This window comes from Pseudomonas sp. NyZ201 (assembly GCF_049860765.1).
GTDB classification, from domain to species: domain Bacteria; phylum Pseudomonadota; class Gammaproteobacteria; order Pseudomonadales; family Pseudomonadaceae; genus Aquipseudomonas; species Aquipseudomonas bharatica.
The window spans coordinates 1095755-1112833 of the sequence record NZ_CP187557.1 but is presented as its reverse complement, the minus strand read 5'-3'; the positions used below and the strand labels follow the sequence as shown (position 1 = coordinate 1112833).

General features: G+C 63.1%; 17 protein-coding genes. 7 read left to right on the top strand and 10 right to left on the bottom strand.

What is annotated here, in order from left to right; all coding sequences use genetic code 11:
* The first annotated feature begins 39 nt into the window (after positions 1 to 39).
* Positions 40 to 1200 carry a Do family serine endopeptidase AlgW gene (algW, locus tag ACPFMA_RS05150; RefSeq protein WP_009408189.1) on the top strand — a complete coding sequence of 387 codons (1161 nt, stop codon included), beginning with the start codon at positions 40 to 42 and terminating at the stop codon, positions 1198 to 1200.
* A gap of 139 nt (positions 1201 to 1339) precedes the next feature.
* On the opposite strand, the gene ACPFMA_RS05145 is transcribed toward algW, so the two are convergent.
* The 4 genes from ACPFMA_RS05145 to ACPFMA_RS05130 form a co-directional block, all read right to left on the bottom strand.
* Positions 1340 to 2104 carry an amino acid ABC transporter ATP-binding protein gene (locus ACPFMA_RS05145; RefSeq protein ID WP_420058589.1) on the bottom strand — a complete coding sequence of 255 codons (765 nt, stop codon included), beginning with the start codon at positions 2102 to 2104 and terminating at the stop codon, positions 1340 to 1342.
* An 11-nt stretch (positions 2105 to 2115) separates the two neighbouring features.
* A complete protein-coding gene (locus ACPFMA_RS05140) occupies positions 2116 to 3210 on the bottom strand; it encodes an amino acid ABC transporter permease (protein ID WP_009408186.1) in 1095 nt (364 codons plus the stop codon).
* 10 nt (positions 3211 to 3220) lie between these two features.
* A complete protein-coding gene (locus ACPFMA_RS05135; protein WP_064302434.1) occupies positions 3221 to 4390 on the bottom strand; it encodes an amino acid ABC transporter permease in 1170 nt (389 codons plus the stop codon).
* A 67-nt stretch (positions 4391 to 4457) separates the two neighbouring features.
* Positions 4458 to 5486, bottom strand: a complete 1029-nt coding sequence (locus ACPFMA_RS05130) for an amino acid ABC transporter substrate-binding protein (RefSeq protein ID WP_009408182.1) — start codon at positions 5484 to 5486, stop codon at positions 4458 to 4460.
* Between the two features lie 335 nt (positions 5487 to 5821).
* Between ACPFMA_RS05130 and ACPFMA_RS05125 the strand changes: the two genes are divergently transcribed.
* The 5 genes from ACPFMA_RS05125 (at position 5822) to ACPFMA_RS05105 (ending at position 11051) form a co-directional block, all read left to right on the top strand.
* Positions 5822 to 6478: an alpha/beta hydrolase gene (locus ACPFMA_RS05125; RefSeq protein WP_064302433.1), complete on the top strand. Its 657-nt coding sequence runs from the start codon at positions 5822 to 5824 to the stop codon at positions 6476 to 6478.
* Positions 6479 to 6580: 102 nt separating this feature from the next.
* Positions 6581 to 8035 carry an ATP-dependent RNA helicase RhlB gene (gene rhlB, locus ACPFMA_RS05120; protein ID WP_425929798.1) on the top strand — a complete coding sequence of 485 codons (1455 nt, stop codon included), beginning with the start codon at positions 6581 to 6583 and terminating at the stop codon, positions 8033 to 8035.
* A 224-nt stretch (positions 8036 to 8259) separates the two neighbouring features.
* Positions 8260 to 9210: an ornithine cyclodeaminase family protein gene (locus tag ACPFMA_RS05115; RefSeq protein WP_425929797.1), complete on the top strand. Its 951-nt coding sequence runs from the start codon at positions 8260 to 8262 to the stop codon at positions 9208 to 9210.
* Between the two features lie 15 nt (positions 9211 to 9225).
* Positions 9226 to 10356: an NAD(P)/FAD-dependent oxidoreductase gene (locus ACPFMA_RS05110; protein WP_425929796.1), complete on the top strand. Its 1131-nt coding sequence runs from the start codon at positions 9226 to 9228 to the stop codon at positions 10354 to 10356.
* A gap of 74 nt (positions 10357 to 10430) precedes the next feature.
* Complete coding sequence (locus tag ACPFMA_RS05105; RefSeq protein ID WP_064302429.1) at positions 10431 to 11051, top strand: helix-turn-helix transcriptional regulator; 621 nt, start codon at positions 10431 to 10433, stop codon at positions 11049 to 11051.
* Positions 11052 to 11082: 31 nt separating this feature from the next.
* Here ACPFMA_RS05105 and ACPFMA_RS05100 read toward each other — a convergent pair whose 3' ends face one another.
* The 6 genes from ACPFMA_RS05100 to ACPFMA_RS05075 form a co-directional block, all read right to left on the bottom strand.
* Positions 11083 to 11862 carry an ABC transporter substrate-binding protein gene (locus tag ACPFMA_RS05100; RefSeq protein ID WP_064302428.1) on the bottom strand — a complete coding sequence of 260 codons (780 nt, stop codon included), beginning with the start codon at positions 11860 to 11862 and terminating at the stop codon, positions 11083 to 11085.
* Between the two features lie 194 nt (positions 11863 to 12056).
* The gene (gene moaE / locus ACPFMA_RS05095) at positions 12057 to 12503 is read right to left on the bottom strand and encodes a molybdopterin synthase catalytic subunit MoaE (protein ID WP_425929795.1); all 447 of its coding nucleotides are present in this window, start codon (positions 12501 to 12503) and stop codon (positions 12057 to 12059) included.
* A gap of 1 nt (position 12504) precedes the next feature.
* Positions 12505 to 12750, bottom strand: a complete 246-nt coding sequence (locus ACPFMA_RS05090) for a MoaD/ThiS family protein (protein ID WP_425929794.1) — start codon at positions 12748 to 12750, stop codon at positions 12505 to 12507.
* Positions 12747 to 13220, bottom strand: a complete 474-nt coding sequence (moaC, locus tag ACPFMA_RS05085) for a cyclic pyranopterin monophosphate synthase MoaC (protein WP_064302425.1) — start codon at positions 13218 to 13220, stop codon at positions 12747 to 12749. Before moaC ends, ACPFMA_RS05090 begins: the two co-directional genes overlap by 4 nt.
* 99 nt (positions 13221 to 13319) lie before the next feature.
* Positions 13320 to 14714, bottom strand: a complete 1395-nt coding sequence (locus ACPFMA_RS05080; RefSeq protein ID WP_009408163.1) for a PhoH family protein — start codon at positions 14712 to 14714, stop codon at positions 13320 to 13322.
* Positions 14715 to 15023: 309 nt separating this feature from the next.
* Complete coding sequence (locus ACPFMA_RS05075) at positions 15024 to 16148, bottom strand: polysaccharide deacetylase family protein (RefSeq protein WP_425929793.1); 1125 nt, start codon at positions 16146 to 16148, stop codon at positions 15024 to 15026.
* 121 nt (positions 16149 to 16269) lie between these two features.
* On the opposite strand from ACPFMA_RS05075, the gene yaaA reads away from it, so the two are divergent.
* On the top strand, positions 16270 to 17049 hold the full coding sequence (gene yaaA / locus ACPFMA_RS05070) for a peroxide stress protein YaaA (protein WP_425929792.1): 780 nt from the start codon (positions 16270 to 16272) through the stop codon (positions 17047 to 17049).
* Positions 17050 to 17079 lie beyond the last annotated feature (30 nt).

The following is a 17079-nucleotide window of genomic DNA, read 5'->3' as shown; positions in this document are numbered from 1 at the left end:
GCGTCACCGGCTCGGGCCAACTCCCCCAGGATGCGTTAAATGTTCAAGGCTCTGCGTTACTTCGGCTGGCCGCTGTTCACCGGCGTGCTGATCGCCATGCTGGTCATCCAGCGTTTTCCCGAGTGGGTCGGCCTGCCCAGCCAGGACGTCAACCTGCAACAGGCACCGCAGACCACCAATGTGGTCCAGGGTCCGGTGTCCTACGCCGACGCGGTGACCCACGCGGCGCCGGCCGTTGCCAACCTGTACACCACCAAGGTGGTCAACAAGTCCGCCCATCCATTGTTCGAGGATCCGCAGTTCCGCCGCTTCTTCGGCGACAACCTGCCCAAGCAGCGCCGCTGGGAGTCGAGCCTGGGTTCGGCGGTGATCATGAGCCCGGAAGGCTATCTGCTGACCAACAACCACGTGACCGCCGGTGCCGACCAGATCGTGGTGGCGCTCAAGGACGGTCGTGAAACCCTGGCCCGGGTCATCGGCAGCGACCCGGAAACCGACCTGGCGGTGCTGAAGATCGACCTGAAGAACCTGCCGGCGATCACCATCGGCCGCTCCGACACCATCCGCATCGGCGATGTCGCCCTGGCCATCGGCAACCCCTTCGGCGTAGGCCAGACCGTGACCATGGGCATCATCAGCGCCACCGGCCGCAACCAGCTGGGCCTGAACAACTACGAGGACTTCATCCAGACCGACGCTGCGATCAACCCGGGCAACTCCGGCGGCGCGCTGGTGGACGCCAACGGCAACCTGACCGGGATCAATACGGCGATCTTCTCCAAGTCAGGCGGCTCCCAGGGCATCGGTTTCGCGATCCCTACCAAGCTGGCGCTGGAGGTGATGAAGTCGATCATCGAGCATGGCCAGGTGATTCGCGGCTGGCTGGGCCTTGAAGTACAGCCGCTGAGCGAGGAGCTGGCGGAGTCGTTCGGCATGAAGGGTCGCCCGGGTATCGTAGTCGCGGGGATTTTCCGCGACGGGCCGGCGCAAAGGGCTGGCCTGCAACTGGGTGACGTGATCCTGAGTATCAACGGCGAACCGGCCGGGGACGGTCGGCGCTCGATGAACCAGGTGGCACGGATCAAGCCGAGCGAGAAAGTGGCCATCGAGGTCATGCGCAATGGCAAGCAGTTGAAGCTGGTAGCCGAGGTTGGGCTGCGGCCACCACCGGCGCCGGTGGTGAAGGAAGAAGAGAACTGATCCAGGAGTCTTATTGCTCTTGAGGCCTCATCGCTGGCAAGCCAGCTCCCACACCTGTGGGAGCTGGCTTGCCAGCGATGAGGCCCTCAAGAGCACCACAAGGAACGGCTGGTAGACCTGGATCTGCCAGCCACCTCAATCAATGCAGGATCTGGCTCAGGAACAACCTGGTCCGGTCATTCTGCGGCCGGTCGAAGAAGTCATCCGGTGCCGCCTGCTCGACGATCTCCCCCTTGTCCATGAAGATCACCCGGTTCGCCACGGTCCGGGCGAAGCCCATCTCGTGGGTCACGCAGAGCATGGTCATGCCGTCTTCCGCCAGGCTGACCATGGTATCCAGCACTTCCTTGACCATCTCCGGGTCGAGTGCCGAGGTCGGCTCGTCGAACAGCATGATCTTCGGTTTCATGCACAGCGCCCGGGCGATAGCCACGCGCTGCTGCTGGCCACCGGACAACTGCCCCGGGAATTTGTGCGCCTGCTCCGGAATCCGTACCCGCTCCAGATAGTGCATGGCGATTTCCTCGGCCTTGCGCTTGGGCATCTTGCGGACCCACATCGGTGCCAGGGTGCAGTTCTGCAGGATGGTCAGGTGCGGGAACAGGTTGAAGTGCTGGAACACCATGCCGACTTCACGGCGGATCGCCTCGATCTGCTTGAGGTCGTTGGTCAGTTCCACGCCATCCACCACGATGCGGCCCTGCTGGTGCTCTTCCAGACGGTTGAGGCAACGGATGGTGGTGGACTTGCCCGAGCCGGACGGCCCGCACAGGACGATGCGCTCGCCCTGGCGCACATTCAGGTTGATGTCCTTGAGCACGTGGAACTGGCCGTACCACTTGTTCACGCCCTGCATCTGGATAATGCCTTCAGGGCCTACAGGCTGTTTGATCGCTTCGCTCATCAAAATCTCTCCTAACGCTTGTGGCCTGTATCCAGCTTGCGCTCCAGATGCATGGAGTAGCGGGACATACCGAAACAGAAAATCCAGAACACCAGGGCCGCGAACACGTAGCCCTCGGTCGCCATACCCAGCCATTTGGGGTCGGCAGCCGCCTGCTTGACGCTGTTGAGCAGGTCGAACAGGCCGATGATGATCACCAGGCTGGTGTCCTTGAACAGGGCAATGAAGGTGTTGACGATGCCGGGAATCACCAGCTTCAGGGCCTGCGGCAGGATCACCAGGCCCATGGCGCGCCAGTAGCCCAGGCCCATGGCGGCGGCGGCTTCGTACTGGCCCTTGGGAATGGCCTGCAGGCCACCGCGCACCACTTCGGCGATGTAGGCCGACTGGAACAGGATCACCCCGATCATGGCGCGCAGCAGCTTGTCGAAGCTCATGCCCTCGGGCAGGAACAGCGGCAGCATCACCGAGGACATGAACAGCACGGTGATCAACGGCACGCCGCGCCAGAACTCGATGAAGGTCACGCAGACCACCTTCACCGCCGGCATCTTCGAACGCCGGCCCAGCGCCAGCAGGATGCCCAGCGGCAAGGCGCCGACGATGCCCACGGTAGCGATCACCAGGGTCAGCATCAGGCCGCCCCACTGGCTGGTGGGTACCGTGGTCATGCCCAGGCCACCATGCAGCAGGGTGTAGGCGATGATCGGGTAGGCGACGAGGAAGCACAGGCCGTAGACCGCCTTGCGCGGGAAGCGCGAGATGAACAGCGGCGCCGCGCCGATCACTGCCAGCCACACCGTCAGGTCAACGCGCCAGCGCAGCTCGGTGGGGTAATAGCCATACATGAACTGGCCGAAGCGCTGCTGGACGAACACCCAGCAGGCGCCCTCCTTGGTGCAGTCGGCGCGGGTCGTGCCGACCCAGTTGGCGTCGAAGATCGACCATTGCAGCAAGGGCGGCACGATCAGCCAGACCAGGTAGATGGCGAACAGGGTCAGCAGGGTGTTGAGCCAGCTGGAGAACAGGTTGGCCCGCAGCCAGGCGACGACACCGACGGTCTTCACCGGTGGCGGCATGTCGGGTTTGAAAACATGGGTACTCATGCGCGTCTCCTTACCGCTCGATCAGCGCAATGCGCTTGTTGTACCAGTTCATCAGCAGGGAAATGCTGATGCTGATGGCCAGGTACACGCTCATGGTGATGGCGATCACCTCGATGGCCTGCCCGGTCTGGTTGAGCACGGTGCCAGCGAACAGCGAAACCATTTCCGGGTAACCGATACCGGCCGCCAGCGAGGAGTTCTTCGCCAGGTTCAGGTATTGGCTGGTCAGCGGCGGAATGATCACCCGCATGGCCTGGGGAATGATCACCTTGCGCAGGGTCGGCCCTTCGCGCAGGCCCAGAGAGCGTGCCGCCTCGGTCTGGCCGTGGCTCACCGAGCGGATCCCGGAACGGACGATCTCGGCAATGAACGCCGCGGTGTAGATGGTCAGCGCCAGGGTCAGCGCCAGCAGCTCGGGAATCAGCACCCAGCCACCGGCGAAGTTGAAGCCTTTCAACTCCGGCAGTTGCCAGCTCAGCGGGTTGCCGAACAGCAGCACGCTCAAGCCCGGAATCACCAGCAGCAGGCCGACGGCGGCCCAGAACTTGTGGAACGGCTCGCCGGTGGCCTCGAAGCGGCGATTGGCCCAGCGCACCATGGCGACCACGGCGACGATCGCCAGCAGCACGGCTACCGCGAACGGCCAGAAACCTTCGGCCAGCGAGGCCCCGGGCATGTTCAGCCCGCGGTTGCTGATGAAGAAGGTGTCGTTGATGTTGATGCTGCCCCGTGGCCCCGGCAGGGTCAGGAACACCGCGAAATACCAGAAGAGGATCTGCAGGAGCGGCGGGATGTTGCGGAAGGTCTCGACGTAGACGGTGGCCAGCTTGTTGATCATCCAGTTCGGCGACAGCCGCGCCACACCGATGATGAAGCCGAGCAAGGTCGCGAGGATGATACCGATGAAGGTCACCAGCAACGTGTTGAGCAGGCCGATGACGAAGACCCGTGCATAGGAATCGGATTCGGTGTAGGGAATCAGATGCTGGGCGATGCCGAAGCCGGCGCTGCGCTCGAGGAAGTCGAAGCCGGAGGTGATGCCCCGGTGTTGCAGGTTGGTCTGGGTGTTGTGGAACAGATACCAGCCCAGACCGACCACGAAGACTATCGTGAGGATCTGGAACAGCCACGCGCGAACGCGTGGATCGCTAAGGGACAAGCCCCTGGGTGGATTGTGCATGAAAGGCCCCGAAGAGAAGAAACGCTACGGCCCGCGGTGACAGCAACGTCACCGCGGGCCGACCCGATCAGCGCACCGGAGGCGCGTACTGGATGCCGCCGTTGTTCCACAGGGCGTTCAGGCCGCGGTCGATCTGCAGCGGGGTGCTCTTGCCAAGGTTCTTCTCGAACACTTCGCCGTAGTTGCCCACTTGCTTGACGATCTGTACGACCCAGTCCTTCGGCAGTTTCAGGTCCTTGCCGTACTCGCCGTCGGCGCCGAGCATACGGGCCACGTCCGGGTTCTTGGTCGACTTGGCTTCAGCCTCGACGTTCTTCGAGGTGACGCCCGCCTCTTCGGCATTGAGCATGGCGAACAGGGTCCAGCGCACGATGGAGAACCACTCTTCGTCGCCTTTGCGCACGACGGGGCCCAGCGGTTCCTTGGAGATGGTTTCAGGCAGAACGACGTAGTCGGTCGGCGAGGCCAGCTTGGAGCGTTGTGCGTAGAGCTGCGACTTGTCCGAAGTCAGTACGTCGCAACGGCCGGACTCCAGCGACTTGGCGCTTTCGTCGGACGTGTCGAAGGTGATCGGGGTGTACTTCAGGCCGTTGGCACGGAAGTAGTCGGAGACGTTCAGTTCGGTGGTGGTACCGGCCTGGATGCAGATGGTTGCACCGTCCAGCTCCTTGGCGCTGGAAACGCCGAGCTTCTTGTTCACCAGGAAGCCGATGCCGTCGTAGTAGGTGACACCGGCGAACACCAGGCCCATGCCGGCATCGCGCGAGCTGGTCCAGGTGGTATTGCGCGACAGCACGTCGACTTCACCGGACTGCAGCGCGGTGAAACGCTCCTTGGCGTTCAGCTGGCTGAACTTGACCTTGGTCGCGTCGCCGAACACTGCGGCGGCCACGGCGCGGCAGACGTCAGCGTCGATACCGACGATGGTGCCCTTGGCGTCCGGCACCGAGAAGCCCGGCAGACCGTCACTGACCCCACACTGTACAAAGCCTTTCTTCTGCACCGCATCCAGGGTTGCACCCGCCTGGGCAAAGGAACTCAGGCCCAGCGCTGCGGCAGCCGTCATGACTGCCAGGGTGGACTTCAACATCTTCATTAAAACCTCCAGTTCGCTCTTATTGTGTTGAGCCGGCTTGCACCGCACCCTTATGAGGCGCATCCGACCCGTTTCGGCTTGTTATTGGGTCAATTGGCGCAATTCGCTGTTCTGTGACAGCCTTGGTTTTCCCATGAGGAGGTGTTACCGAGGAAACACGCCACATCATGTCGAAGGGGGTGTAGCAAAGCGCGTACCACATCGCTTGGCTAAAGCGGTTCAGCCTTTGGCAACTGGCAAAGTTATAGCAATGCGACATCTTTTTTCCCCGTGGCCCTCGCGTGCCTTTTTTTCATGCACCGCATTGAGATCGCGTGCACTACTTCGGAGCAGTCATGACCAACCCATTGATTCTCGAACCCCAGAAGACCGCCGACGCCTGTGTGATCTGGTTGCACGGGCTGGGGGCCGATCGCTACGACTTCATGCCGGTTGCCGAGATGTTGCAGGAGCATCTGCTCACCACCCGTTTCGTTATGCCCCAGGCACCAAGCCGCGCGGTGACGATCAACGGCGGCTATGAAATGCCCAGCTGGTACGACATCAAGGCCATGAGCCCGGCCCGGGCCATCGACGAGGCGCAACTGGAAGAGTCCGCCGAGCAGGTCATCGGTCTGATCGAAGATCAGCGCGCCGCCGGCATCGACCCGAACCGGATCTTTCTTGCCGGCTTCTCCCAGGGCGGCGCGGTGGTCCTGCATACCGCCTATATAAGGTGGCAAGGCGCGCTCGGAGGCGTGCTGGCACTGTCCACCTATGCGCCGACCTTCAAGGACGACACCCAGCTTACCGCCAGCCAGCAGCGCATCCCGGCGCTGTGCCTGCACGGCGTAAATGACCCGGTGGTGCTCCCGGCCATGGGCAGAACCGCGTTCGAGTACCTCAAGCACTGGGGTGTCAGTGTCAACTGGCTGGAGTACCCGATGGAGCACGAGGTGGTACCGGACGAAATCCGCGACATCTTCGACTGGCTGAGCCAGCGTCTGCGCTGAAAGTCGCATTACCTGTAGTTGTCGGATCAATCCACTACGCCGAGCCCGAATCTTGCATTACACTGCCCGGCGTACATTCCTTAACCAATCGATGAGAAGATCGTGCTCAAAGCACTCAAGAAGATGTTCGGCAAAGGCGAGGTTGAGCAACTCGTCGCCGAAAGCGCTGCCCCCGTGATGCAGCCACCTGCCCCGGCTCCCGCTCCCGCACCGCCCGCCGTCGACCAGCGCAAAGCCGAAACGCCAGCCCGCGCAGAGACCACGGAGGCGGCCAAGCCTGCACGCAGCCAGCCTGCCGCCAAGCCGCGCCGCGAACGCAAGCCGAAGCCCCAGGCCTCGACCTGGAAGCTGGAAGACTTCGTGGTCGAGCCGCAGGAAGGCAAGACCCGCTTCCATGATTTCAAGCTCTCGCCGGAGCTGATGCATGCCATCCACGACCTCGGCTTCCCCTATTGCACGCCGATCCAGGCCCAGGTGCTGGGGTTCACCCTGCGCGGCCAGGATGCAATCGGCCGGGCCCAGACCGGCACCGGCAAGACCGCGGCCTTCCTGATCTCGATCATCACCCAGCTGCAGCAGACCCCGCCGCCCAAGGAGCGCTACATGGGCGAGCCGCGGGCACTGATCATTGCCCCGACCCGCGAGCTGGTGGTGCAGATCGCCAAGGATGCCGCGGCGCTGACCAAGTACACCGGCCTCAACGTGATGACCTTCGTCGGGGGCATGGACTACGACAAGCAGCTCAAGGCCCTCGAAGCCCGCCACTGCGACATCCTCGTCGCCACCCCGGGCCGCCTGCTGGACTTCAACCAGCGTGGCGAAGTGCACCTGGACATGGTCGAGGTGATGGTGCTGGACGAAGCCGACCGCATGCTCGACATGGGCTTCATTCCGCAAGTGCGCCAGATCATTCGCCAGACCCCGCCCAAGAGCGAGCGCCAGACGCTGCTGTTCTCGGCCACCTTCACCGAAGACGTGATGAACCTGGCCAAGCAATGGACCACCAATCCGGCCATCGTCGAGATCGAGCCGGAGAACGTTGCCAGCGAAACCGTGGAGCAGCATGTCTACGCCGTTGCCGGCAGCGACAAGTACAAGCTGCTGTACAACCTGGTCACCGGGAACAAGTGGGAACGGGTCATCGTCTTCGCCAACCGCAAGGACGAAGTGCGGCGGATCGAAGAGCGCCTGGTGCGCGACGGTGTCAACGCTGCGCAGTTGTCCGGCGACGTGCCGCAGCACAAGCGCATCCGCACCCTGGAGAACTTCCGCGAAGGCCGCATCACCGTGCTGGTCGCCACCGACGTCGCCGGTCGCGGTATTCACATCGATGGCATCAGCCACGTGATCAACTTCACCCTGCCGGAAGATCCGGACGACTACGTGCACCGCATCGGCCGCACCGGCCGGGCCGGGACCAGCGGGGTATCGATCAGCTTTGCCGGCGAGGACGATTCCTACCAATTGCCGGCGATCGAGGAACTGCTCGGGCGCAAGATCAGTTGCGAGATGCCGCCTACGGAGTTGCTCAAGCCGGTGCCGAAAAAGCACGGGTGATGACAAGGAACGCAGTCTTCGGACTGCGTTTTTTTATGCCTGGAGATTGTTGGTGATGCTGATGGCCTCATCGCTGGCAAGCCAGCTCCCACAGGATCGGCGGCGCGCCAGCGATAGGGCCATCAGCAACACCACAAATTTCAGACCTTGGGGATGGAAAATACTTAAACTAAAAGTCCATAATGGAAAAATTAGTTTATCAACCAACCCCGGAGCCCCACCCAATGGCCGCGCCTCTAGTCATCGATCAGCAGCAAGCCCGCCAACTGCTCGCCCGGGTGGATGTTCCCCGGGTGCTGCGCGACCTGTTCCGCGACCTGGCCGCCGGCCAGGCGGTGCAACCGCCACAGCAACTGGTGGAGTTTCCCGCCGGCCAGGGCGATTTCATCAACTACGGCGGCGTGCTCGCCGAAGAACGGGTCTATGGCGTCAAGACGTCTCCCTACATCGTCCGCGACCAGGGGCCGCTGGTGACCGCCTGGACCTTGCTGATGTCGATGGACAGCGGCCAGCCCCTGCTGCTCTGCGACGCCGGCGAACTGACCACGGCGCGTACCGCCGCCACCACCGCCGTTGCGGTGGATAACCTGGCCCCGGCCGACGCCCGGCGCCTGGCCATCATCGGCAGCGGTCCGATCGCCCTCGCCCATTTGCATTACGTCAGCGAATTGCGCGAATGGCAGGACATCCGCCTGTACTCGCCCTCCCTGCACGGCAAAAGCGCCGAGCAGCGCAACGCCCTTCTCGCCCTGGACAGCCGCCTGGACCTGCATGCTGACCTCGATAGCGCGCTGCACGACGCCGATGTGATCCTGCTTTGCACCTCTTCGGCCAAGCCGGTGATCGACCCGGCCAAGCTGAGCAAACCGGCGCTGATCACCTCGATCAGCACCAACGCCGTACGCGCCCACGAAGTACCACCGGCCAGCCTGGCAGCGATGGACGTCTACTGCGACTACCGCAGGACCACCCCGGGCAGCGCCGGCGAAATGCGCCTGGCCGCCGAACAGCATGGCTGGAACCAGGCCGCCATCGTCGGCGACCTGCCGGAACTGGTCAGCGGCCATGCCGCCCGCCCCGAATACAAGCGCCATGCGTTCTTCCGCTCCATCGGCCTCGGCCTGGAAGACATCGCCCTGGCCAATGCCCTCTACCATCTGCAGTGCAGCCACTGAGTCGCGGAGACTGTCATGCAACAGGCCGACTACATCATCATCGGCGCCGGCATTGCCGGCGCGTCCACCGGCTACTGGCTGGCGCCCCACGGCAAGGTCCTGCTGCTGGAGCGCGAAACCCTGCCGGGCTATCACTCCACCGGTCGCTCGGCGGCGCTCTACACCGCTGCCTACGGCACGCCGCAGGTACGCGCCCTGACCCTCGCCAGCCGGGCCTTCTTCGACCAGCCGCCCGCTGGCTTCGCCGACCACCCGCTACTGACCCCGCGCGGCGAGATGACCGTGGACTTCGAAGGCGATGCCGAAGAACTCCAGCGCCAGTTCGAAAGCGCCCGCGCCTGCGTGCCGGACATGCAGTTGCTCGACGCCGATGAAGCCTGCGCGCGGATTCCGGTGCTCAAGCGGGAAAAGGTCCACGGTGCCCTGTACGACCCCAGCGCCAGCGATATCGATACCGACGGCCTGCACCAGGGCTACTTGCGCGGCATCCGTCGCCAGCAGGGCGAGATCCATGGCGATTGCGAGGTGCTGGGCCTGGACAAGGATGCGCAGGGTCAGTGGCTCGTCGAAACCTCACGCGGTAAGTTCCGCGCCCCGGTGCTGATCAATGCCGCCGGAGGCTGGGCCGACAGGATCGGTGAGCTGGCCGGGGCCAGGCCGCTGGGCCTGCAACCCAAGCGCCGCGCCGCGTTCATCTTCGAAGCGCCGGCAGGCATCGACACCCACGCCTGGCCGATGCTGGTCAGCCTGGACGAGTCGTTCTACATGAAGCCCGACGCCGGCATGCTCCTGGGTTCGCCGTGCAACGCCGACCCGGTCGAGCCCCACGATGTACAGCCGGAAGAGCTGGACATCGCCCTGGGCATCTACCAGATCGAGGAAGCCACCACCCTGACGATCCGCCGCCCCTTCCGCACCTGGGCCGGGCTGCGCAGCTTCGTTGCCGACGGTGACCTGGTGGCCGGCTTCGATCCCTTGGTGAGCGGCCTGTTCTGGGTCGCCGCACAAGGTGGCTATGGCATCCAGACCTCGCCGGCCATGGGCCAGGCCAGCGCCGCCTTGGTGCGTGGAGAAGAATTGCCGGCCGAATTGCGTGGCTTCGGCCTGAGCGCCGCACAACTGTCACCCGCGCGCCTCGGCGGGTGACTCCTCCGGCCGTTTGCGGCAAACTCCCAGCGCCCTGCACCCAGGGCGCCGACCCCATCGCGGAGCCCGCCAGAATGTCCAGCCCCGATCCATTCCTGCAGAACTACCGGGCGATCGCCGATGCCATCGCCACCTTGTTCTTCCCCCACGCCGAAGTGGTCTTGCACGACCTGCGCACGCAGAAGATCGACTACATCGCCAACAACCTGTCCAAGCGCGAGATCGGCGACGACGCGGCGCTGGAAGACATGTTCGAGGAGGGCACCGATGAAACCAATATCGGCCCTTATGAAAAGCTCAACTGGGACGGCCAGAAGATCCGCTCGCTGAGCACCGTGCTGCGCGACCCGTCGGGCCAGCCGCTGGCGGTGCTGTGCATCAACCTGAACATTTCCCTGTTCGAGAACGTCAAGGCGGCGCTGGACCTGTTCCTTTCGCCGGGCAAGCTGATTCCACAGCCGGAATCACTGTTCCGCGATGATTGGCAGGAACGTATCAACACCTTCCTCAACAGTTGGCTGCGCCAGCGTCAGCTCAGCCTCAACCTGCTCACCCGCGATCACAAGCGCGAACTGGTCCTGGCCCTGCATGCCGAAGGCGCGTTCAAGGGCAAGAGTGCGGCCAACTATGTGGCCAATGTGCTGAACATGGGGCGGGCGACGGTGTACAAGCACCTGAAGGAGCTCAAGGCCTGAACAGCGTCAGGCCCTGGCTTGGGGCGACAGATCAGTCGCCGTAGATATCGGTCTTGAAGTACTTGGCCTGGATCTTCTGGTACTCGCCATTGGCGCGAATCGCATCGATGGCCTTGTTCAGTTCCGCGACCAGCTCGGTATTGCCCTTGCGCACGGCGATGCCGGCGCCTTCACCGACGAACTTGGGATCCTTCAGTTCCGGGCCGACGAACGCGAAGCCCTTGCCCTTGTCGCTCTCGAGGAAGCCCAACTGCAGCGGGATGGTGTCGGCGAAAACCCCGTCGAGCCGGCCCGAGGCCATGTCCATGAAGATTTCTTCGTTGGTGGTGTAGCGCACCACTTCCACGCCCTTGGGCACCAGCACCGCAGTGACATAACGGTCGGTGGTGGTCGCCCGCTGCACGCCGATGCGCTTGCCTTTCAGGGCTTCGTACTGGTCATCGACCTGGCTGCCCTCCTTCATCGCCAGGCGCGCCCCGGTGAAGTAGTACTTGTGGGTGAAGTCCACGGATTTCTTGCGTTCCTCGGTGATGGTGATCGAAGACAGCGCGGCGTCGATCTTCTTCACCTTCAGCGACGGGATCAGGCCATCGTATTCCTGTTCGGTCCACTTGCACTCGACCTTCATCTCGGCGCACAGGGCGTTGCCGATGTCGTAGTCGAAGCCGGCGATATTGCCGTCCGGGGTCTTGTAGGCGAACGGTGGGTAGGCCGCCTCGATGCCGATGCGCAGGGTCTTTTCCGCGGCGAACAGCGGGCTGCTGGCCAGCAGGCCGAGGGCCAGGCCGGCGATCAGGTGGGTGGTCTTCATGATGGGGCTCTCTCGCTCGTTGTTGTGTTGGGGGTGACAAGACAGAGGAAAGGAGTCGGGCCCGAGGGCCGGTGGTTATTTGTACTTGTTAATCCATACTGGACTTTATCGTATGGAAACACAACAGCCTAAATCGCCAGAACAACACAAAACCCTGTTCCCACAGGGTTTTGCATGGTTTTCAGAAGTGTTGTCTACCAACGCCCCGCCGCATCGGTATCGCTCTGCCTGCCCTCGACCCAGCGCTCCCCTTCGCTGGTCTGCTCCTTCTTCCAGAACGGTGCCCGGGTCTTGAGGTAGTCCATGATGAAATTGCAGGCGTCGAACGCCGCCTGGCGATGGGCGCTGGCGACGCCGACGAAGACGATCGGCTCGCCTGGCTGCAGAGCCCCGACCCGGTGCAGCACCTCGACCTTGAGCAACGGCCAGCGCTGCCCGGCCTCGGCCACGATCTTGCCCAGGGCCTTTTCGGTCATGCCTGGGTAGTGCTCGAGAAACATCCCGGCCACATCCAGGCCATCATTGAAATCGCGGACATAGCCGACAAACGCCACCACCGCGCCAACACCGACATTGGCCGCATGCATGGCACTGGTTTCCGCTCCCGGGTCGAAAGGCGCAGCCTGTACCCTGACGCTCATCTCAACCTCCGGTAACCGGCGGGAAGAAAGCCACTTCGTCGCCGTCTGCAAGGGTTTCGTCCGTCCTGCACAGATCCTGGTTGCGCGCGCACATCAGGTTCTGCCCGGCCAGCACCGCATAGGCCTCGCCCTTGCCGAGCAGGGCCTGGCGCACATCCTCGATACGGACGAAATCGCCTTCCAGCGTTTCGCCATCGAGCCCCAGCACCTCGCGGTAGCGGGCGAAATACACGACATTGATCTTCATTGCGCATCAGCCTGGTAATGGCCGCTCTTGCCGCCGAGTTTCTCCAGCAGACGCACGCTCTCGATGGTCATGCCGCGGTCCACCGCCTTGCACATGTCATAGAGGGTCAGCGCGGCGACGCTGGCGGCCGTCAGCGCCTCCATCTCCACCCCGGTCTGCCCGGACAGCTTGCAGCGCGCAACGATATGCACGCAGTCGCTGCCCTCGGCGCTCAGCTCGACCTTCACCCCGGTCAGCATCAGCGGATGGCACAGCGGAATAAGATCACTGGTCTTCTTCGCCGCCTGGATGCCAGCGATACGCGCCACGGCGAACACATCGCCCTTGGGATGGGCACCGTCGACGATCATGCTCAGGGTCTGCGGCAGCATGCGCACACGCGCTTCGGCCACGGCTTCGCGGAAGGTCACGGCCTTGTCGGTCACATCGACCATCGCGGCACGGCCCTGGGAATCGAGATGAGTCAGCACAGAGGGAACTCCTGATCGGGGGTAGGGATTGTAAACCCGCGAGTCAGGATCTGGCAGCGAAAAAAAGCCGGGCGGCGCTGGGCCGCCCGGTGCTGTCGTTTACAGATGCGACTCGGCGTATTCGGCCAGAATCGACCGCGGTACCCCTTGCAGAGTGATATGCACCCCGTTCGGGAAGTCCTTGAAGCGCTCGGTGAGGTAGGTCAGGCCCGAGCTGGTGGCCGAGAGGTAGGGCGTGTCGATCTGCGCCAGGTTGCCCAGGCAGATCACCTTGGAGCCTGCACCGGCACGGGTGATGATGGTTTTCATCTGGTGCGGGGTGAGGTTCTGGCATTCGTCGATGAGGATCAGGCTTTGCTGGAAGCTGCGCCCGCGGATGTAGTTCAGGGATTTGAACTGCAACGGGACCCTTTCGAGAATGTATTCGACACTGCCGTGCGTACTCTCGTCATCCATGTGCAGGGCTTCGAGGTTGTCGGTGATGGCGCCGAGCCACGGCTCCATCTTTTCCGCCTCGGTGCCGGGCAGGAAGCCGATTTCCTGGTCCAGGCCCTGCACGCTGCGGGTTGCGATGATGCGCCGGTAGCGCTTGCTGACCATGGTCTGCTCGATCGCCGCTGCCAGCGCCAGGATGGTCTTGCCGGAACCGGCGGCGCCGGTCAGGTTGACCAGGTGGATATCCGGGTCGAGCAAGGCGAACAGCGCCAGGCCCTGGTGGATGTCACGCGGCTTGAGGCCCCAGGCCTCCTGGTGCAGCAGCGGTTCCTGGTGCAGGTCCAGGAGCAGCAGCTCGCTGTCCTTGATGCCCTTGATCCAGCCAACGAAGCCCTGTTCATCGATGATGAACTCGTTCACATGAACCGCCGGCAGGTTGTCGATCAGTTGCACCCGATGCCAGGTACGGCCGCGCTCCTGACGGGTTTCGACCTTCGCAACGCGATCCCAGAAGGAGCCCGTCACCGAGTGATAGCCCTTGGATAGCAGGCTGACGTCATCGACCAGTTGGTCGGTGCTGTAGTCCTCGGCCGCGATCCCGCAGGCGCGGGCCTTGAGGCGCATGTTGATGTCTTTGGTCACCAGCACCACGTCGCGATGCTTGTGCTTGCTGCGCAGGTCCAGGACCTGGTTGATGATGATGTTGTCGTTGAGGTGTTCAGGGAGCAGGCGATTGGGTTCGGTGCGCTCGGTCATCAGGATCGACAGCGACCCCTTCGGACCGCTCTTGCCGCGCTGGATGGGGACACCCAACTCGACATCGGACGGTGTGGCATCGCCCAGGGTCTGGTCGATAAGGCGGATGGCCTGGCGGCATTCGGCGGCGACTGTATGTTTGCCGGTCTTGAGCTTGTCGAGTTCTTCCAGCACCGTCATGGGAATGGCGACGTGGTGTTCTTCGAAATTGAGCAGGGCATTGGGGTCGTGAATCAGGACGTTGGTGTCCAACACATACAGGATTGGCTGGTCGGAGGAAGAAGTGCGTCCTTGGTCATCCATACTCGGTCACCTTATGTGGGGCTACACGATGCGCTACGGCTGCATCGCAGAGTGACGCCGTTCTTCCCGTATCCGCGTCGTTACGGGCGGGAAGTACACCTGCATAAGGAAGGTCCCTGGAGACGCCACCTGGCTGCAGGATTCGGCCGTCTGACTCCTACATACCGCAAAAACCATTGCAGGAAAAAGCGTTTTTACCGGTTGGTGAAGTTTATTTTTCGCTTTGACGAATAGCCCTTGGCGAGCCGGGAAACCCCGACTACAGTCAGGAGTGGACTGCGTTGAATCCTTTCACCACTCCCCGTCCGATCACTGCCCGGCGAAGTCGCGGCAGTCCTCCCAGCCGATCCCGCTTCGTGCCGTATTGGTCAGCAGCCAGGTCACTACTTCCAGGGCCTTGGGCTGGCTGTCGTTGAGCTGGATCAGGCCGCGACGCCATAGCAGCATCAAGGTCAGGGTGCGCTGCGCCGACTGCTCGGCGGTCAGTGCGCCGAGATCCTGGGCGTCTATATCCCACAGGGCGACCCTGAGGTTCTGACTGGCGAAGAAGGCCGGGCTGTCGGCACGACGTTGCCCGTAGGGCGGGCGGAACAGCGGCACGTACTGCTCCGGCAGATCGCTCTGCGCCCGCGCCACCCCGCGAATCACCGAGTCCTCCCAGTCCTTCCACTGCGCATGGGAACGGTACTGCCAGCCCTGGGTACCGACGCATTGCCCGCGATACATGTCCCGCAGCGCCTGCAGCGACTGCCGGTCGCGGCGGTTCTGCAGGTTCTGCCCGAGAACGAAGAACAGGCCATGCAGCTTCTGCTTGCGCAGGAAGGTGGCCAGGGCTTCGGTATTGCCGGGGATCACGCTGGGGCCGCCGTCGAAGCTAAGCAGGAACAGGCGGTCATTCAGGCGGTCCCCCGTCAGTTCCTGGGGCGAGAAGAGCGCCACCTCGCTGGCGGTCTGAGGAAACAGCGCGGCCTTGCGCAGGATTTCGTTCAGGTAGGCGATATGGAACTGCCGGCTCGGTTCGGCCCAACCGGCATAGAAGGAGTCGGCCTCGACGGCGAAGGTAGCAGCCGTACGGCGCAGGTCGCCGAGGTTTTCCACCACGTAGCAGAACGACGCATCCTGCTCGCAACTTTGCTGGGCCATGTCGTAGTTGCGCCACAGGGTGCGCCATAAGCGCTCACGCACTTCGCGGATCATCGGCATATTGGCCTGGCGCAGTTGCAGCCGGGCGGTAAGGGTCGCGTCGTCGAGGACTTCGCTTTCGCTCAGTACCCGCGCGAAGGAAAGGATCTCGGCCCGCGAGGCCACGTCGAAAAGCACCGGGGTATCCAGGGTCTCCGGCCAGGCAGCACGATCGAAAACGGCAACGGGCTGCACAGCGGCCTGGGCGCCGAAGGCCAGCAGGACGGTCAGGGCGACGAGGGCTTTACGCACGATGAACACTCTTGCATTGATCCGCCGGGCACTATAGCAGCGCTTGTGCCTATCGCCGCGATAGCTGGAGAACATTAGTCGCGCCCCGTAGAATCGCCCGACGATCCAAGGAGCCGACCTTATGCTGACGGTGATTTCCCCCGCCAAGACCCTCGACTACGACACCCCGCCGGTGACCTCGCGCTTCACCCTGCCGCAATACCTGGACGACTCCCAGGAACTGATCCTGCAACTGCGCGAGCTGTCTCCGGCGCAGATCAGCGAGCTGATGCACCTTTCCGACAAGCTCGCCGGCCTCAATGCCGCGCGCTTCGGCAGCTGGACCCCGCAGTTCACCCCGGTCAACGCCAAGCAGGCGCTGCTGGCCTTCAAGGGCGACGTCTATACCGGGCTGGATGCCGAAAGCCTGGACGAGGACGACTTCAGCTACGCCCAGGACCACCTGCGCATGCTCTCCGGCCTCTATGGCCTGCTGCGCCCGCTGGACCTGATGCAGCCCTACCGCCTGGAGATGGGCACCAAGCTGGCCAACGCCCGCGGCAAGGACCTGTACGCCTTCTGGGGCACGCGGATCAGCGAATGGTTGAACCAGGCGCTGGCCGAGCAAGGCGACGACCTGCTGCTCAACCTGGCCAGCAACGAGTATTTCAGCGCGGTGAAACGCAGTGCGCTCAAGGCCCGGGTGATCAATACCGAGTTTCGCGACCAGAAGAACGGGCAATACAAGATCATCAGCTTCTACGCCAAGAAAGCCCGGGGCCTGATGAGCCGTTTCGTGATCCAGGAGCGGATCAACGACCCGGAACAGCTCAAGCAGTTCGATGTGCAGGGGTACTACTACAGTGCCGAGCAGTCGAAACCGGACAATCTGGTGTTCCTGCGGGATCATCCTGACGATTGATCTGCCGTATGGCCGATGGCCTCATCGCTG

What these genes read in the sequence shown, in the direction of transcription:
- ACPFMA_RS05130 (WP_009408182.1), bottom strand. Translation starts at nt 5,486, where the DNA reads ATGAAGATGTTGAAGTCCACCCTGGCAGTCATGACGGCTGCCGCAGCG.
- ACPFMA_RS05105 (WP_064302429.1), top strand. Translation starts at nt 10,431, where the DNA reads ATGTCCAGCCCCGATCCATTCCTGCAGAACTACCGGGCGATCGCCGAT.
- yaaA (WP_425929792.1), top strand. Translation starts at nt 16,270, where the DNA reads ATGCTGACGGTGATTTCCCCCGCCAAGACCCTCGACTACGACACCCCG.
- ACPFMA_RS05100 (WP_064302428.1), bottom strand. Translation starts at nt 11,862, where the DNA reads ATGAAGACCACCCACCTGATCGCCGGCCTGGCCCTCGGCCTGCTGGCC.
- ACPFMA_RS05125 (WP_064302433.1), top strand. Translation starts at nt 5,822, where the DNA reads ATGACCAACCCATTGATTCTCGAACCCCAGAAGACCGCCGACGCCTGT.
- ACPFMA_RS05145 (WP_420058589.1), bottom strand. Translation starts at nt 2,104, where the DNA reads ATGAGCGAAGCGATCAAACAGCCTGTAGGCCCTGAAGGCATTATCCAG.
- moaE (WP_425929795.1), bottom strand. Translation starts at nt 12,503, where the DNA reads ATGAGCGTCAGGGTACAGGCTGCGCCTTTCGACCCGGGAGCGGAAACC.
- ACPFMA_RS05110 (WP_425929796.1), top strand. Translation starts at nt 9,226, where the DNA reads ATGCAACAGGCCGACTACATCATCATCGGCGCCGGCATTGCCGGCGCG.
- ACPFMA_RS05115 (WP_425929797.1), top strand. Translation starts at nt 8,260, where the DNA reads ATGGCCGCGCCTCTAGTCATCGATCAGCAGCAAGCCCGCCAACTGCTC.
- ACPFMA_RS05135 (WP_064302434.1), bottom strand. Translation starts at nt 4,390, where the DNA reads ATGCACAATCCACCCAGGGGCTTGTCCCTTAGCGATCCACGCGTTCGC.
- algW (WP_009408189.1), top strand. Translation starts at nt 40, where the DNA reads ATGTTCAAGGCTCTGCGTTACTTCGGCTGGCCGCTGTTCACCGGCGTG.
- ACPFMA_RS05080 (WP_009408163.1), bottom strand. Translation starts at nt 14,714, where the DNA reads ATGGATGACCAAGGACGCACTTCTTCCTCCGACCAGCCAATCCTGTAT.
- ACPFMA_RS05090 (WP_425929794.1), bottom strand. Translation starts at nt 12,750, where the DNA reads ATGAAGATCAATGTCGTGTATTTCGCCCGCTACCGCGAGGTGCTGGGG.
- ACPFMA_RS05140 (WP_009408186.1), bottom strand. Translation starts at nt 3,210, where the DNA reads ATGAGTACCCATGTTTTCAAACCCGACATGCCGCCACCGGTGAAGACC.